Here is a 16,545-nt window from a genome sequence, read left to right as displayed (position 1 = left end):
ACTTCAGGGGAGGAATATCATAATGAAAATTGCATTTTTAGGACCGAAAGCCACCTTTACAGACATCGCCGTACGTGAAATGTTTCCTACTAAAGAGGGAATCCCGTATATGACTATTCCTGATTGCTTGGATGCTGTCATAAAAAATGAAGTGGATGCATGTGTCGTTCCGTTAGAAAACGCGCTAGAGGGGTCAGTTAATATCACGCTTGATTATTTAATCCATGAAATGCCACTACCAATTTTAGCGGAAGTAACAGCTCCGATTCGTCAGCATTTAATGGTTCATCCACAAAATAAAGAAGAGTGGAAAAATATAGATGTTATCTACAGTCATTCCCATGCGATTGCCCAGTGCCATAAATTTCTTCATCAACATTGCAATGGGGTAAAAAGAGTGAGCGTGACCTCGACGGCAGCGGCAGCCAAACATATTCTTGAGCATCCTACAGAGCAAGCTGCAGCTATTGCTAATGAATTAGCGGCAGCAGAATATGGGTTAGAAGTGGTTGCACCTGATATTCATGACTTTGATTTCAACCATACTCGTTTCATCGTATTGGCGAAAGAAATGATTGAATTATCAACGAGTCCTTTAAAAATGGTCGGAGATAAGACATCTCTAATGATCACATTGCCAGCAGATGACCGTTCCGGGGCTCTCCACCAAGTGTTGTCTGCCTTTGCATGGAGAAAGCTTAATCTTTCCAAAATCGAGTCACGCCCAACGAAAACAGGGCTTGGCAATTATTTTTTCTTAATCGATATTGAAATGAAAATGGATGATGTATTAATTCCCGGTGCTATTGCAGAACTTGAAGCACTAGGGTGTTCTGTAAATATTTTAGGGAGTTATCCGTATTTTCAAGTGCAAAAAAGGAGCCGTTAAAGCTCCTTTTTTTAGTTATGCTCTTTTCGCAAATACTGTTTAGTTACTATCAATTAAAAATCCATTTTCTCGGAGTGCTTTTTCAGCTTGGTTTAAAGCTTCTTCAGTTGAAGCCGCAATTGTATGTAAATGAATGCCATCTGTTAGTTCGGATAAATAAGAAGCCTTTGTCGTATTGATTTTTTCGATAAATTGTTCGACTTCTTTTACTGTTGAGACAATGATAGAGGCTGTTAAATCCCCGTATACAGAGTGTTCGATTTTAACATCTAGAACACTTACCCCGTGATTGACGAGAAGTAAAAGTTCCTCCTCCGTCCTCTCAGGGTGATGTACACAAGCGATCGTTCTTTCCACTCTATTGGTCATCTCCGGTCTTTTCATAAACAAATAACCTTGGCTTGTGGCGATAATGGGCTCTCCTTTTGCTTTAAGCAATGTGATATCTCCGACAATCACTTGTCTGCTGACATTTGTTTTCATCGCTAACTCACTTCCGGTTATCGGTTCATGGCTTGATTGGAGCCATGATAATATTAATTCCCGTCTTTCATTTCCAAGAACTTTCTGTCCTTTCATCATTTTCCACCTTTTTCTATATAAAAGTATAAGTTCTTCTGAAAATAAGTTTATCGTAGTTTATCCGATCAGTCGACGTTCAAACGTTTTAGTGGCCATAACGTTCGTCTTTTTGACAAATTTCAAGCTTGTACGAGAATCTTTTCAACATAATTTATTTCGATGACGCATAAGTTTTTTTGAAGATTATTAGCAAATTACCTACACAATCATACAATATATGGACATTTGCATAGGAGGGAGAAGTCACAGTGAAGATCCATATCGTACAGAAAGGGGATACTCTTTGGAAAATCGCCAAAAAGTACGGCGTGAATTTTGAAGAGCTGAAGCAACTCAATTCACAGCTCAGCAATCCTGATATGATCATGCCCGGAATGAAAATAAAAGTCCCAACTGCTGGAGGAAGCGTAAAAAAAGAAGCTCCTATTAGTGGTCAAAAAGAAGCAAAGCTTAATTTGGGTGTTAAAAAAGAGAAGCAGATACAAGATCACCCTTTTGTAAAGGAAAAGAAAAAAGAAGCACCGATTGAAAAGGTAGAAGAAGCTCCGATTAAGGAAAAACCAAAACCTGAAATGCCAAAAGTGGAAACGCCAAAAAAACCATTTGTACCGAAAATGCCTAAGCCTGTTATTCCAGAAATTGATATTAACAATTACTATATGATGAATATGGCGAACGTGAATGTGGAACAAAAACCACATCAAGCGCCACAATTACCACCGAAACCAACCAATATACTACCAGAGGCGGAACCTGCAAAACCTTTTAAACCAGTAGAAACGGCTTCTACGGAGGAATCATCATCAATGGAAATGCCGATAAAAGGAGGATTTCAGCAACCAATGAACCCGTTCAAACCTTATCCTGCCCCAGGAATGACAGCACCAGGAGGATATCCATATCCGCAGGCACCAGCGATGCAGCAACCACCTTACTACGGAGGAATGCCTGGTGTAGAAAGTGATTTTGATGAAGAATCATCAGCATTTATGCCGAATCAGCCTGCAGGAGTAATGGGTGCATATGCCCCTGCTCAAATGCCGCAAATGCCAAACATGCCGAATATGCCGCAAATGGCACCGGGAATGGGCAATATGCCAAACATGCCGAATATGCCGCAGATGGCACCGGAAATGGGCAATATGCCGAACATGCCAAATATGCCGCAGATGGCACCGGAGATGAGCAATATGCCACCAATGCCAATGCCGCAAGTGTCACCAGAGATGGCGAATATGCCACCGATGCCAAACATGCCACAAATGGCACCAATGATGCAGGCACCATATCCTTGTCCTCCATTTCAGGCGCCGTACCCAATGCCATATGGACCAGGACCAGGATTTCCACAGCCAATGCCTGCATATCCACCAGCATTTGGTCCAGGACCACAAGTTGCTGGAGCTTATGATATGATGCCATATGGACCAAATCAACCAATGCCAGCGGTACAAGGAGCCATGGAGGAGAAAGACTGTGGATGTGGTGGACCTCAATTAGTTGGAAGCTATGGACCTCCTCACCAACAGGCACCAGTAGGTTATGGAATGCCTGGAGGATTTGCTCCGAATTACCCTGGAATGGCACCTGCTGGGTATGAAGGCGAATACCCAACAGGCTATGAAGCTGAAGGGGAGTATCCAGATGCAGGAAGCTTTGGAGCGGGTGGACCAGCACCTGGAGCAATGGCACCGGGAATGCCTGGAGCTTATGGACCAGGGGTAGCAGCAGTCTATTCACCACCATATGGTCAGCCTTTCGCAAGCCCACCGTTTATGAATCCTTATGGACCAATGGGGGCCGGGTATGGAATGCCTAGACCAACAAATGAAAGTGATGAAAGTGACGATTAACGCTCAAGGAGGAGACGGTTTATATACGGATCGTCTCCTTTTTTATTTGAAGAGCCAGCTACCTCTACAAGTGAATTTCATTAAACCGATCCGCAATCATGTGTTTTTGCTTGAAACAGACTCCTCAAAATATGTTGTGAAAAGGTATTCATCCTATCGTCGTCTTAAAACGCAGATGAACATAACAGCCGATTTAAAGAAAAATGGGTTTACCTATACTTATGATTTTCTAGATTTTACAAAAGGTTCTCCATTATTTTTCGAGCAAAACTTTTATGGGATCATTGAATATCTCTCACCTTCTGAGCATGCTTTTACCTTCTCCTTGCCCGAAAATAGAGTTGAGGGTTTAGAGCTTTTGCATGAATTTCATGAACTCAGCAAGATGCTTGTTCCAAAATATGAGAATAAATTAAGAAAACAAGATCTATTGCATAAATGGAGAGGGAGAACAGCTACTTTCTTAAATAATATTTCCTTTATTAAATTTTTTGTACAAAAAGAAATTATCGAATACATCTTAAAATGGACCGATTGGTCTCTAAATGGCTTAGAGCAAGAATATTCAATAAAGGAACCAAACGGTATCCTACATGGAGATTTAGCACACCATAATTTTTTACGCACGAAAGGAGAAGAATTATACCTTATCGATTTTGATTTAATAACCATTGGCGATACAAGTTTAGATTATCTGCAATATGCGAATCGAATTCTCCCGCATATCCATTGGTCACTTGACGACTTAGCAGACTATGAAAGATTAAAGCCTTTTTTAGACTCAAAATTTTTTTTGTATGGATTAGCTTTCCCAACCGATATTTTTAGGGAATGGAATCGAGTCATTAGAGAAAAACAGTATAATAGCCCTGTCATGATGCGCCAACTTCTTGATTTAACGGCTGGACAGTTTTATGAAAGACAACAGTTTGTGAAGGGATTGCAAGAAGCGGTGGATAGACTTGCAAAAAAATAAATTCGATTGGTCGTAACTGACAGGATGAAAATTGAATTCCCCTCACACTCTAATAGTGAGCAAGTATATTGCTCTTATTCAAGAGTGAAGGGGGCGTTCATCATTGAAATATAAATATTTTACATGGCCAGCCATTGTAGGTATCGCACTAGGGCTCGGTGCTTGTGGCAATAATGATGAGGCAGTGGACGGGCAAGACCGTCAGCCACTTGCGGTCGGCTATCATTCCAATGAACATCATGAAGAAGACGGGGGAAATGCCAACTTAGTGAATGAGGATAATGATGGTCCCGTTACAGAAATATTAGACCATACGATTGCTGGTGAAGGAGGCAATAATGGGCTCCGTCGTATTAATAATGAAGCAGCTCCAGATGGGGAATATGATACGACCTTATTTAGCCGCAGTGACCAAAATTATCATGCCCATTTGAATACGAATAATAGTGGTGCGAGAAGTCCGTATTACACAGCGTATAACGGAAGGACTGCACAAAGGGTAGCGAAATTAGCGACAACTGTTGTCAATGTCGCAGATGCAAGAGCGGTCGTTCAAGACGATCAGATTATCGTGGGTGCTGTTTTAGAGGACCCGCAAAGAGGAGATGAAACAAAAGCGGCGATTCGTGAAGCTGTAGCACCCCATGCGGATGGTAAAAAAGTTACTGTCACGACAAATGACAGTATGTATAGTCGGATCCGAACCATCGATAACGAACTTCGAGATGGAGGACCGCGTGATGTCATTAATGATGATATTGACCATATTTTTAGAACGATTAGCAATGAAAGAAATAAAGCTGTCGAGAATAATCAATAACAAAAAGGAGCAAACTGAAATAGTTTGCTCCTTTAAGTATGGAAAAAATTCAATAAAAAAGGTTAATATTTCTTTAAATGGTCAAAATAATAGTGGAGTTAAAAAACCTTACATTTACTTATGTCTTTTAAAAGAGGTGACCGTTGTGAAAATCATAAGGTCTATGATATGTCTATTGATGGCAATTTTCCTTATCGGATCCATTGGCTTTAATAATGTTAAAGCAAAAAATGAAGAAACGAAAGAAACATTACAGTTCGAGCCGCTCGAAGTTCAGGTAATACTCGAACGTATGTATCTGGACGGGGAATTCAGTCAAGAAACGGTCAAGGAAACGATTTGGTCGATGGAGGATTTCTGGGCAAAATATGATAGCTGGCAGCTTATTGATATGACGGAGGATAAGGTGGTATTTAGAGAAGTTGTTGATGACATTTCACCACTCCTTAAGTCCAATGGCTATTTTGGGATAAATCATGATGGTGCGTTGACTATTTTTAATGGACGACCACAAACATCAAAAATCATTCATACTTTTTTTCAATTGGACATTGGGAAACTTGAAAGTAAGAAACACGAACAATTAAAAAAGGGAATTCCGATAAAAAATAAAGAACAGTATGTAGAAGTGTTAGAGACTTTCAAAAATTTTACCCTTGAAGAAAAGATAGCAAATTAATCTGTTAGTTGGGAACCGGATAAAATCGGTTCCTTTTCTTTTCCTATTTTGAGGAATGGTTGTCACCTGCAACTGTAAAATAAGCGGGAATTTTCCTGCAATACATGAAAATGGAGCTTAGACGTATGCTAATTCCTCTTCCCTTTTAAACTACAGCTTTTCTTTATGCATAGCGGATTGTATGATACAATGGGGTACAGCAAAAAAGAGGGGCGAATGCAGTTGTTTGAGTTTATTCAAGGAAAGGTCGATTTTGTCGGCCCTGAATATATTGTGTTGGAAACGAGCGGAGTGGGCTTTCAGATAACAACGCCTAATCCGTTTGTTTATGCTAAAGACCAAGGGAAAGAGATCAAGGTCTATACATATCATTATGTCCGTGAAGATTTGATGGCTTTATATGGTTTTCAATCAAGAGAAGAGAAGACTCTTTTCACAAAGCTTTTAAATGTGTCAGGGATCGGTCCTAAAGGTGCACTAGCTATCTTAGCAGCTGGAGAGCCAGAGCAGGTCGTTGATGCGATTGAAAATGAAGATGAAGCCTTTTTAGTAAAATTTCCAGGGGTAGGAAAGAAAACGGCAAGACAAATGATTCTCGACTTAAAAGGGAAGCTACAAAATGTCGTACCAGACTTTTTTCCAGATCTGTTCGCTCCTGAAAAAGGGACTCGTTCTGAGCGCTTAAATCAAGACCTCGAGGAAGCTATCCTTGCTCTGAAAGCATTAGGCTATTCGGAGAAAGAAATTAAGAAGATCACACCAGAATTACAGAAAGAAATGTTAACGACAGACCAATATATTAAAAAAGGTCTGCAAAAATTATTAAAATAAGTAAGGGGTGAAAATCGTGGAGGAACGAATCGTGTCTGGAGAGGCCGATATTCAAGAGCTTTCAATTGAACAAAGCTTGCGACCACAAACCCTTAAGCAATATATTGGCCAGGATAAGGTGAAAGAGAATTTAGAAGTCTTTATTGAAGCGGCAAAGCTGCGAAAGGAAACATTGGATCATGTTCTCCTTTACGGTCCTCCCGGTCTTGGGAAGACGACGTTAGCAACGATTATCGCAAATGAAATGGGTGTAAATATACGGACAACCGCAGGTCCAGCGATTGAGAGACCAGGGGATTTAGCCGCTATTTTAACTGCTCTTGAGCCTGGAGATGTCTTGTTTATTGATGAAATCCATCGTCTTCCAAGGTCGATTGAAGAAGTTCTTTACCCTGCAATGGAGGATTTTTGCTTAGATATTGTCATTGGGACAGGGCCAAGTGCTCGCTCTGTTCGTCTTGAGCTCCCACCATTTACACTGGTAGGAGCGACGACAAGGGCAGGTTCTCTCTCAGCACCTTTGCGTGATCGCTTTGGGGTGTTAAGCAGGCTTGAGTATTACCGAGAAGAACAACTAAAGGAAATCGTCATTCGAACGGCTGAAGTGTTTGAGGTTGAGATTGATTCTCTTGCGGCCACAGAGATTGCCAGAAGATCGAGGGGAACGCCGCGAATTGCCAACCGATTGTTAAGAAGAGTGCGTGACTTTGCCCAAGTTCGTGGAAATGGGGATATTGACCATTCATTAGCGCAAAAGGCATTAGAGCTATTACAAGTGGATCGATTAGGGTTAGACCATATTGACCACAAGCTACTAAAAGGGATTATTGAAAAATTCCGCGGTGGACCAGTGGGATTAGAGACCATTGCCGCAACGATTGGAGAAGAGTCAATGACGATTGAAGATGTGTATGAGCCATATTTATTACAAATTGGCTTCTTGCAAAGAACGCCTCGTGGTCGCATTGTCACAGACCTAGTTTATCACCATTTCGGCATGGAGGTGCCTTCTGTTGAGCGGAATTCCTAAGTTTCTGATGATTGTTGGAGTAATCATTTTTGTCGTCGGATTTCTCATGCAATTTATTCAAATTGGAAAACTTCCAGGAGATATCGTTATCAAGAAAGGCAACACGACCTTTTACTTTCCCATTGTTACATCCATTATTTTGAGTGTTGTTCTTTCCCTTATATTTTATTTCATAGGGAAATTTCGTTAATTAGAGTAGTAGATTTTAGGCTGGTTTCGCAAACTAGAAACATGCGAGCTATGAATAAGAAACAGGGTGACATTATTGAAGGTAGATTTATTTGATTTTCATTTGCCTGAAGAACTGATTGCACAAACGCCTCTAGAGGAACGGGCAAGCAGCAGGCTGATGGTTTTAAACAAAGAAAACGGTCAGATTGAACATGATATTTTTAAAAATATCAAGAAGTATGTGAAAGCTGGCGATTGTCTCGTTTTAAATGATACGAGAGTTTTACCTGCTCGACTTTTTGGAGAAAAAGAAGATACAGGAGCAAAAATCGAGGTGCTTCTTTTGAAACAGATCGAAGGGGACACTTGGGAAACTCTTGTGAAACCGGCGAAACGAATAAAGGAAGGCTCTGTCATTACTTTTGGAAATGGCTTGCTTTCTGCTGTTTGTGTTGGTGAAAAAGACCACGGTGGTCGCCTTCTCCAATTTCGCTACGAAGGAATTTTTTATGAGGTATTAGAGGCTCTTGGTGAGATGCCTCTTCCGCCATACATAAAAGAACAGCTCGATGACAAAGAGCGATATCAAACGGTTTATGCTCGAGAACGTGGTTCAGCAGCAGCTCCGACAGCAGGTCTTCATTTTACAGAAGAGCTTCTTGAAGAATTAAAGGAGATGGGCGTCCATATCACCTTTATTACATTACATGTTGGTCTTGGCACCTTCCGTCCTGTCAGTGTTGATGATATTTTGGAGCATGAAATGCATGCTGAATTTTTCCAAGTAACAGAGGAAACAGCTCAGCTTTTAAATGAAGCACGTAACGCTGGGGGAAGAATCATCTCTGTCGGAACTACTTCGACGAGAACATTAGAAACGATCGCATCGAAACATAATGGGAAGTTTGTTGCGGACAGTGGCTGGACAGATATTTTTATTTACCCAGGCTACGAATTTAAGGCAATTGATGGTATGATCACGAATTTTCATTTGCCGAAATCTACACTCATCATGCTGGTAAGTGCATTGGCGGGTAGAGAACATGTTTTACATGCGTACAATACTGCTGTAGAAGAAAAATACCGTTTCTTTAGCTTTGGAGACGCAATGTTGATATTATAGTTGTCTCTTGCAACCTTTGCATAGGGGACATCAGGAGGTACATGAAGTTGACTGCAATACGATATGAATTAATTAAAACATGTAAACAAACAGGAGCAAGACTTGGCAGAGTCCATACTCCCCATGGCTCATTTGAAACACCTGTATTTATGCCGGTTGGAACGTTGGCGACGGTGAAAACGATGTCACCAGAAGAGCTCGTGCAAATGGGTGCTGGTATTATTTTGAGCAATACGTATCATCTATGGCTCCGCCCAGGACATGAAATTGTTAAAGAGGCTGGTGGCCTTCATAAATTTATGAATTGGGATCGAGCGATTTTAACAGACTCAGGTGGTTTCCAAGTCTTTAGCTTAAGTGAGTTCCGCAAGATTGAAGAGGAAGGTGTTCATTTCCGCAATCATTTGAACGGGGACAAGCTCTTCTTATCTCCCGAAAAAGCGATGGAAATTCAAAATGCATTAGGCTCAGATATTATGATGGCATTTGATGAATGTCCACCTTTCCCTGCGACATATGAATATATGCAAAAATCCGTTGAACGTACGTCAAGATGGGCGGAACGATGTTTGAATGCTCATCAGCGCCCTAAGGATCAAGGTCTCTTTGGAATTGTTCAAGGTGGAGAATACGAGGAACTTCGCAAGCAAAGTGCGAAAGATCTCGTGTCATTAGATTTTCCTGGCTATGCAGTCGGCGGATTATCTGTCGGTGAGCCGAAGGATATTATGAACCGTGTCTTAGAATTTACGACACCATTACTTCCTTCCAATAAGCCGAGATATTTAATGGGGGTAGGCTCTCCAGATTCATTAATTGATGGAGCGATTCGTGGCATTGATATGTTTGATTGTGTGCTCCCATCAAGAATTGCTCGTAATGGTACATTAATGACAAGTGAAGGACGATTGGTCGTAAAAAATGCGAAATTTGCTAGAGACTTTGGACCTATCGATGAAAATTGTGATTGCTATACATGTAAAAATTATAGTCGTGCCTACATTCGTCATCTCATTAAATGTGATGAAACATTCGGAATACGACTTACAACTTACCATAATCTCTATTTTCTGTTAAAATTAATGGAGCAAGTCCGAGAAGCGATTCGAGAGGATCGATTAGGGGACTTCAGAGAAGAATTTTTTGAAAGATATGGCTTTAATAAGCCCGACGCAAAAAACTTCTAAAATAGTAAATAGATATGGCTTGAAAGGAGGTTGGACAAATGGAAATGTTAGGTACAATTGCCCCACTGATATTAATGTTTGCGATTTTCTACTTTTTATTAATTCGCCCGCAACAAAAGCGTCAAAAAGCAGTTACGCAAATGCAAAATGATCTCAAAAAAGGTGACAAGATTGTAACGATTGGCGGACTACATGGTATCGTTGATGCGATTGATGAAGGTAAGATTGTGATCAAATGTGGTGATGGAAGTCGTCTTACATACGACCGCGCGGCGGTACGTGAAGTAACTGAATCATCAAGTGACTTACTAGCTAAGAGCTAATTCAATTCACGAAAAGAAAGCGTCGTTCTCTAGAAGAACGGCGCTTTTATAGTTTATAGTGATAAGCGATATTAAAAATTGCTTGTTTTCAGGCAGTATTAAGCATTACGAGTATTAGGTGTACTCATATTAACCCCTAAAATTCCACCCATCATCGCAGTGATGATATAGCATACATGGTAAATGATTTGCTCCAATGAAAAGAGACTATCGTAACCTAAGTATTGGAATAAGAAAATAATGAATGTGTAAAGAACCCCAGTTAGAGTCCCGATTAGCCAGCCTTTCTCTTTTCCTTTTCTGCCCGTGATAAATCCCCCTACAAATAAGGTGATGAAGGATATAATGGTCGTGATGACCCCTAATGATGACTCTTGTGTACTTGTAAACCTGAGAATAATCGAGAATATAAAGCTTGAAATAATCAACAGTAAAAAGATGGCAATAACGCCGTATAAGACAGCAATACCATGGTTTTTGGATTCTTCTATTTTGACCCTCTCCCTCCATAACGAGAATACATGTATTTTTGTACAGTTGAAAATGGCTCAATCCCGCAAAAATGCAGGGCTGAACACGCCTTTTGCTTGTCTTAGTACATGCATATTCAGAAGAGTTAAAAAATAGAATCGAAATCTTTCTTCGATTTTGCTCAACTGTCTATTTTTTATATTGAAATTCTGCTTTTTCATATTTACGTAAGGATTGCGAATAATAACGAAGGAGTTGAAACAGATAAGAAACGCATGAAAGGGGAAGAAATGTGGCTGAACTTTTTCAGATTGCACTTAGAACGTTATTTTTTTATGCCCTCATCATCCTGATTTTTCGCATGATGGGAAAGAGAGAGATTGGCGAATTAAGTATTTTAGATTTAGTTGTATATATTATGATTGCCGAATTGGCGGTTGCTGCAATTGATGAGTCGCAAGCTAATCTCCTTCATGTCGTCATTCCAATGTTGCTATTGATGACTGTTCAAATTGTTTTTGCCTACATTTCACTAAAGAGCAAAAGTTTTCGGGATGTGGTGGAAGGAAAACCGACATTGATCATCAATAAGGGGAAAATCGACGAGAAAGAAATGAAAAAGCAACGTTATAATTTTGATGACCTTTTGCTCCAATTAAGGGAACAAAATGTTCGAAATATCGCGGATGTGGAATTTGCCATTCTTGAAACCTCTGGAAAACTAACGGTTTTTGAAAAAGAACAAAATGAAGGGAGCTATACGATTCCTCTGATCATCGATGGGGAGATACAGGAGGATAATTTAGACCGGATTGACAAGACTATGCTATGGCTCAGACAAGAACTGAAAAAACGGGGCTATCGGGATGTAAAGAATATCTCCTTTTGCAGCTATCAAAACGGGGAATTTTTTATCGATTTGAAGTAGAGGCGTGTCCGAATAAGCCTGTTCTTTATTCGGACACACAAAAAGGAAAGACCGAATTGGTATGTTACTTTTACACACAGTAGGGAAACCAGAGTGGTCTAGTCCGAATAAGCGATTTGTTCGAACGCATAACAAGCATACCAGCTCAATTGAGTCCGAATCCACATCCACATTCCATTCGGACTTAAGTCATTATTTAAAAGCAAACCATGCTAGAAATCCGCCGATCTTTGGAACTCTTTGTAAATCGCTTTTTCGAATTAAGCCAAATAAAAGTAGAAGAATACAATAGCTTAAGCTCATTACGGCAGCAGCTAATATAATATGGAAGGCAAGTGACACACCTGAAATTTGTTCAAAGACAAAATACCCGAGCCAGCCTGAGAGGCCCATCACAATAAAAGTCAAGACATAATCGCGAATATAAAAAGTAAAGGAAATTCGTTTCAAAACGGTGGCAAAATGGAGAAACGTAACTAATACGATGCCGATAATGATTCCAAGTGCCGCCCCGTTAATACCAAAGCTCGGTTGGCTGGCAAGAGCCAAGATGACACCAAGCTTAACAGCGGACCCTATAATACTATTAATCATTGCTGCCCGTGCTAAGTCTAATGCTTGCAATGTTGCTTGAAGTGGTCCCTGGTAATAATAGAAAAGAAAGAAAGGGGCCATTATTTTGATAAAAATGGCTCCAGATGTTGAGCCATACATAAATTCCATTAATGGATCTGCTAAAACATATAACAAGACAATAGCCAGTCCACCTGTTAAGAAAACGAAGCGTAACGCTTGCTGTAACCGGTACTCAATGAGCCCTTTATCATTTTTTGAATTGGCTTCACTAATAGCCGGTACTAGTGAAGTAGATAAAGAATATGTGATAAATGATGGTAGAAATAACAGTGGCATAGCAAACCCAGTCAGGGAACCGTATTGCTTCGTTGCTAAGGCCGTTCCGACTCCCGCTAAAGCAAGACTATAAGAGACGACAATTGGCTCAAGAAACCAGGAAAAGTTGCCGATTAGTCTACTTCCCAAAGTAGGTAGTCCCACACCCATTAATTCTTTAAATGTAGATTTTCCAGCTTGTATTTGCTTGAAGAAATTCCTTCGGACAGGAAATTTCTTTTTAATTTTGAAGGTGGTAAATAAATAAAGTAATGACATCAGTTCTCCGATAACGGCGGCCAGCATCGCTCCGGCAGCAGCGAATTCGATTCCATACGGTAAAAACATTTTTGTTAAGACTGCGATGAGAGCGATTCTAATCACTTGTTCAATCACTTGAGAATACGCTGCAGGTTTCATGTTTTGTCTTCCCTGGAAGTATCCTCTTATGACTGCAGAGATGGCAACAATCGGAATGATCGGAGTAATCGCAAGTAATGGCAATTTCGTGCGATTATCGGTAAATAATAGGTCAGATAAATAGGGAGCACTGAAAAATAAGGCAGGTGTGAACAATAATGATAAAGAGATCGTAGTCGTGAGGGATACGACTAATATTTTCTTGATTTTCTTAAAATCTCCTTTTGCTTCAGCTTCGGCTACACTTTTTGAGATGGCAACAGGAAGTCCTAACTGTGTAATGGTAATAACAAGCATGAGTGTAGGAAATGCCATCATGTAGAGGCCGACACCCTCTTCTCCGATAAACCTGGCAATCACAATACGATTGATAAATCCGAGGACTCTTGTCACTAACCCTGCTATTAATAATATAATCGTTCCTTTGAGAAACTTAGACATCTTGTTCCCTGCCTTCTGGATATAAGTTCTATATGACAATGGTTGAAATTAAAAATGTTTTTCATGGAAAGTTGCTTTCAGAATAGTCATAGATCATATACAATTATCTATATGCATGAATGTGGACAAAGCATGACAAGTTGTTTCGTTTTCTATATGAAGATTTATCTAGGAGGAGTCTAAATGAGCACTGTCCATGAATACGACCGTTTCCGCAATGAAGTGAAACCCGCACTCGTAAGTAAAGCGGAAGAATTAAATCTACTAGGGTATGGAACGATTAGAGAGCAACAGCTATGGGATTTTTTAACGAGTAAGAAATGGAAGCGAGTGAAGGAAGACGTAAAGCTGTATGAGATCGTAGGAGATATTCTTTCATTAAAACCTGGTGAATATATGAGTTTTGCCTCTGTTGAAGCACTGAAGCTTCTTGATTTTTCTCTTGAGGACGAAGCAGAGCTAAAAGAACTATTAAAATGATTCTACTCTAACATACAAAATTGACACCTATTCTAAACTGTTTCATAATAATCATATTGACTTTCTTACCAATGAAATAATAGGTTAACAGCACTAAAGAAACGGTTTGTGCGTTCTTTTAAGGAGGATTTCTACATAATGGTCAAACGTAGTAGAATCGTTGCTTTCTTCCTAATTGTCCTCGTATTAGGTGGGATGATTGGAGCAACGACAACAAATATTCTAGGAAATATTAAGCTTGGCTTAGATCTTCAAGGTGGATTTGAAGTCCTTTATGAGGTTAAGACAGAGGATGGGAAAATTGATGATGCCACTTTGGCAAGTACATCTGAGGCACTAAATAAACGGATTAATGCTTTAGGTGTTAGCGAACCAAGTATTCAAGTAGAAGGCGAAAATCGTATCCGTATCCAGTTAGCTGGAGTTCACGATCAAAACCAGGCACGAGAAATGCTGTCAACAGAAGCGAATCTATCGTTCCGAGATGTAGACGATCAGTTAATGATGGACGGGCGAGATTTAGTTGAAGGCGGGGCACAGCAAACATTTGATGAAAACGGTCAACCAAGTGTTTCGCTTAAATTAAAGAGTGCTGATAAGTTTAGGCAAGTTACGGAACAGATTGTTGAAAAGGGCAGTCCGAATAATCTACTAGTTATTTGGTTGGATTTTGAAGAAGGAGAGCATACCTTCCGAGGTGAGGCTGTAAAAGAAGAGCCTGCGTATCTTTCTGCACCGAGAGTGTCGCAAGTTTTTAACCAAGATACGGTTTCGATTACAGGGAACTTTACCATAGAAGAAGCCAGTACATTAGCGAATCTTTTAAACGCAGGAGCTCTGCCAGTTGAACTAGAGGAAGTGTATTCTACTTCAGTAGGAGCACAATTTGGGGCAGACGCATTAGACAAGACAGTAATGGCAGGGATCATTGGCGTTATCGCAATTTTTATTTTCATGATTGCCTTCTATCGATTCCCTGGATTCATTGCAATGATTACATTGTCAGTCTACATTTACTTAATTCTAGTTGTCTTTGATTGGATGAATGCTGTCTTGACTCTTCCTGGTATTGCAGCCGTTATTCTCGGGGTGGGGATGGCAGTTGATGCAAATATCATTACCTTTGAGCGTATTAAAGAGGAATTAAAGGTTGGACGCAATCTAAAAGCAGCCTTTAAAACAGGTACGAGTGGGTCTTTATCGACGATTTTCGATGCGAATATTACCACACTACTTGCAGCAACCGTTCTATTCCTATATGGGACAAGTTCAGTAAAAGGCTTTGCGACGATGTTAATTGTCAGCATACTAGTAAGTTTCGTCACAGCTGTTTATGGTTCAAGATTATTACTTAGCTTATGGGTGAATAGTAACCTATTTAATAAAAAACCTAGTTGGTTAGGTGTCAAGCAATCAGATATTAAAGACATTGCCGAAAATTACGATACAATTGATCTTCCAACGAAATTTGATAAGTGGGATTTCGTTAAACATCGCAAAAAATTCTTTGCCTTCTCGGGAATTTTACTTGCTGCAGGAATCCTTTGCGTATTGATTTTCCGTTTGAATTTAGGGATTGATTTCTCTAGTGGGACTAGAATTGAGGTCCTTTCCGAGCACTCCTTAACGAAGATGGAATTCCAAGAGCAACTCGAATCTGTTGGCATTAAGACTGATGATATCGTCATTTCCGGGGATACCCAAAATATTGGAGTTGCCCGTATTAAAGGTGAGGATGTACTCAATCAAGACGAGATTGCTGATTTAAAAACGAATTTTAATGAAAAATATGGTTCTGAACCGAACGTAAGCACTGTATCGCCAACTGTTGGGAAAGAATTGGCCAAAAATGCTGCTCTTGCAGTGCTAATCGCATCCATCGGAATTATCATTTATGTCACGATTCGATTTGAAATGCGTATGGCGATCCCGGCGGTACTAGCATTGATACATGATGCATTTTTTATCATTGCGATATTTAGTATTACACGTTTTGAAGTAGACTTAACTTTTATTGCCGCCGTATTGACGATTGTTGGATATTCGATCAATGATACGATTGTTACGTTCGACCGAATCCGTGAGAATATGAAGAAGAAGAGACGAATCAAGTCAGCGGATGAGTTGGCTAACATCGTGAATGTAAGCTTACGACAAACATTAGGAAGATCATTAAATACGATTATTTCCACCGTGCTTGCCGTAATTGCTTTACTTATTTTTGGTAGTGAATCGATTACGAACTTCTCCTTTGCATTACTTATCGGTTTAATTGCTGGAACGTATTCTTCGTTGTTCTTAGCAGCGCAACTATGGTATGTGTGGAAGGCGAAGGAATTAAAGTCAAAAGGTACTTTGATTACGTATAAGGAAAAGAAAAAGAAAACAGATGAGCCACAAGTGTAACGAAGCCAAAGCCGCAGGAAATTCCTGCGGCTTTTTATGGCCAA

The 16,545-nt window shown here is 40.0% G+C and carries 17 protein-coding genes; 14 read left to right on the top strand and 3 right to left on the bottom strand.

Features of this window, described 5'->3' with window-relative positions:
* Positions 1-22 precede the first annotated feature (22 nt).
* Positions 23-889 (top strand): prephenate dehydratase, encoded by an 867-nt coding sequence (gene pheA / locus BMSHG_RS11820; protein WP_019154665.1) that lies wholly within the window; start codon positions 23-25, stop codon positions 887-889.
* A 39-nt stretch (positions 890-928) separates the two neighbouring features.
* On the opposite strand, the gene BMSHG_RS11815 is transcribed toward pheA, so the two are convergent.
* A complete protein-coding gene (locus tag BMSHG_RS11815) occupies positions 929-1,471 on the bottom strand; it encodes a transcription repressor NadR (protein ID WP_026073434.1) in 543 nt (180 codons plus the stop codon).
* 248 nt (positions 1,472-1,719) lie between these two features.
* Between BMSHG_RS11815 and safA the strand changes: the two genes are divergently transcribed.
* From safA to yajC, 10 genes are all read left to right on the top strand, one after another.
* The gene (safA, locus tag BMSHG_RS27115) at positions 1,720-3,324 is read left to right on the top strand and encodes a SafA/ExsA family spore coat assembly protein (RefSeq protein ID WP_019154663.1); all 1,605 of its coding nucleotides are present in this window, start codon (positions 1,720-1,722) and stop codon (positions 3,322-3,324) included.
* Complete coding sequence (locus BMSHG_RS11805) at positions 3,278-4,300, top strand: aminoglycoside phosphotransferase family protein (RefSeq protein ID WP_019154662.1); 1,023 nt, start codon at positions 3,278-3,280, stop codon at positions 4,298-4,300. The genes safA and BMSHG_RS11805 overlap by 47 nt, the downstream gene beginning before the upstream one ends.
* Before the next feature lie 103 nt (positions 4,301-4,403).
* Positions 4,404-5,120 (top strand): YhcN/YlaJ family sporulation lipoprotein, encoded by a 717-nt coding sequence (locus BMSHG_RS11800; protein ID WP_019154661.1) that lies wholly within the window; start codon positions 4,404-4,406, stop codon positions 5,118-5,120.
* Complete coding sequence (locus tag BMSHG_RS26120) at positions 5,041-5,799, top strand: intercompartmental signaling factor BofC (protein ID WP_019154660.1); 759 nt, start codon at positions 5,041-5,043, stop codon at positions 5,797-5,799. The genes BMSHG_RS11800 and BMSHG_RS26120 overlap by 80 nt, the downstream gene beginning before the upstream one ends.
* Positions 5,800-6,021: 222 nt before the next feature.
* Positions 6,022-6,630 (top strand): Holliday junction branch migration protein RuvA, encoded by a 609-nt coding sequence (gene ruvA / locus BMSHG_RS11790; RefSeq protein WP_026073432.1) that lies wholly within the window; start codon positions 6,022-6,024, stop codon positions 6,628-6,630.
* A gap of 16 nt (positions 6,631-6,646) precedes the next feature.
* Positions 6,647-7,660 (top strand): Holliday junction branch migration DNA helicase RuvB, encoded by a 1,014-nt coding sequence (gene ruvB, locus BMSHG_RS11785; RefSeq protein ID WP_019154658.1) that lies wholly within the window; start codon positions 6,647-6,649, stop codon positions 7,658-7,660.
* Positions 7,644-7,850 (top strand): DUF2905 domain-containing protein, encoded by a 207-nt coding sequence (locus tag BMSHG_RS11780; RefSeq protein ID WP_019154657.1) that lies wholly within the window; start codon positions 7,644-7,646, stop codon positions 7,848-7,850. Before ruvB ends, BMSHG_RS11780 begins: the two co-directional genes overlap by 17 nt.
* Positions 7,851-7,925: 75 nt before the next feature.
* Complete coding sequence (gene queA, locus BMSHG_RS11775; protein WP_019154656.1) at positions 7,926-8,954, top strand: tRNA preQ1(34) S-adenosylmethionine ribosyltransferase-isomerase QueA; 1,029 nt, start codon at positions 7,926-7,928, stop codon at positions 8,952-8,954.
* A 47-nt stretch (positions 8,955-9,001) separates the two neighbouring features.
* Positions 9,002-10,141: a tRNA guanosine(34) transglycosylase Tgt gene (tgt, locus tag BMSHG_RS11770; RefSeq protein ID WP_019154655.1), complete on the top strand. Its 1,140-nt coding sequence runs from the start codon at positions 9,002-9,004 to the stop codon at positions 10,139-10,141.
* Between the two features lie 38 nt (positions 10,142-10,179).
* Positions 10,180-10,464 (top strand): preprotein translocase subunit YajC, encoded by a 285-nt coding sequence (yajC, locus tag BMSHG_RS11765; protein WP_019154654.1) that lies wholly within the window; start codon positions 10,180-10,182, stop codon positions 10,462-10,464.
* 98 nt (positions 10,465-10,562) lie between these two features.
* Here yajC and BMSHG_RS27565 read toward each other — a convergent pair whose 3' ends face one another.
* Positions 10,563-10,931, bottom strand: a complete 369-nt coding sequence (locus BMSHG_RS27565; RefSeq protein ID WP_316245668.1) for a TIGR04086 family membrane protein — start codon at positions 10,929-10,931, stop codon at positions 10,563-10,565.
* A gap of 296 nt (positions 10,932-11,227) precedes the next feature.
* On the opposite strand from BMSHG_RS27565, the gene BMSHG_RS11755 reads away from it, so the two are divergent.
* Positions 11,228-11,863 carry a DUF421 domain-containing protein gene (locus BMSHG_RS11755; protein WP_019154652.1) on the top strand — a complete coding sequence of 212 codons (636 nt, stop codon included), beginning with the start codon at positions 11,228-11,230 and terminating at the stop codon, positions 11,861-11,863.
* A gap of 192 nt (positions 11,864-12,055) precedes the next feature.
* Here BMSHG_RS11755 and spoVB read toward each other — a convergent pair whose 3' ends face one another.
* Positions 12,056-13,615 (bottom strand): stage V sporulation protein B, encoded by a 1,560-nt coding sequence (spoVB, locus tag BMSHG_RS11750; protein WP_019154651.1) that lies wholly within the window; start codon positions 13,613-13,615, stop codon positions 12,056-12,058.
* Between the two features lie 183 nt (positions 13,616-13,798).
* Between spoVB and BMSHG_RS11745 the strand changes: the two genes are divergently transcribed.
* Both BMSHG_RS11745 and secDF read left to right on the top strand, forming a co-directional pair.
* Positions 13,799-14,095: a post-transcriptional regulator gene (locus BMSHG_RS11745; RefSeq protein WP_019154650.1), complete on the top strand. Its 297-nt coding sequence runs from the start codon at positions 13,799-13,801 to the stop codon at positions 14,093-14,095.
* 138 nt (positions 14,096-14,233) lie between these two features.
* Positions 14,234-16,501 (top strand): protein translocase subunit SecDF, encoded by a 2,268-nt coding sequence (gene secDF, locus BMSHG_RS11740; protein WP_019154649.1) that lies wholly within the window; start codon positions 14,234-14,236, stop codon positions 16,499-16,501.
* Positions 16,502-16,545: the final 44 nt, after the last annotated feature.

Source organism: Robertmurraya massiliosenegalensis JC6, assembly GCF_000311725.1.
Classification (GTDB): Bacteria; Bacillota; Bacilli; order Bacillales; family Cytobacillaceae; genus Robertmurraya; species Robertmurraya massiliosenegalensis.
Note: the sequence above shows the minus strand (reverse complement) of the source record. Positions and strands in the feature narration are given on the sequence as shown.

What these genes read in the sequence shown, in the direction of transcription:
- pheA (WP_019154665.1), top strand. Translation starts at nt 23, where the DNA reads ATGAAAATTGCATTTTTAGGACCGAAAGCCACCTTTACAGACATCGCC.
- BMSHG_RS11815 (WP_026073434.1), bottom strand. Translation starts at nt 1,471, where the DNA reads ATGATGAAAGGACAGAAAGTTCTTGGAAATGAAAGACGGGAATTAATA.
- BMSHG_RS11805 (WP_019154662.1), top strand. Translation starts at nt 3,278, where the DNA reads ATGGAATGCCTAGACCAACAAATGAAAGTGATGAAAGTGACGATTAAC.
- BMSHG_RS26120 (WP_019154660.1), top strand. Translation starts at nt 5,041, where the DNA reads ATGTCATTAATGATGATATTGACCATATTTTTAGAACGATTAGCAATG.
- yajC (WP_019154654.1), top strand. Translation starts at nt 10,180, where the DNA reads ATGGAAATGTTAGGTACAATTGCCCCACTGATATTAATGTTTGCGATT.
- spoVB (WP_019154651.1), bottom strand. Translation starts at nt 13,615, where the DNA reads ATGTCTAAGTTTCTCAAAGGAACGATTATATTATTAATAGCAGGGTTA.
- BMSHG_RS11745 (WP_019154650.1), top strand. Translation starts at nt 13,799, where the DNA reads ATGAGCACTGTCCATGAATACGACCGTTTCCGCAATGAAGTGAAACCC.
- secDF (WP_019154649.1), top strand. Translation starts at nt 14,234, where the DNA reads ATGGTCAAACGTAGTAGAATCGTTGCTTTCTTCCTAATTGTCCTCGTA.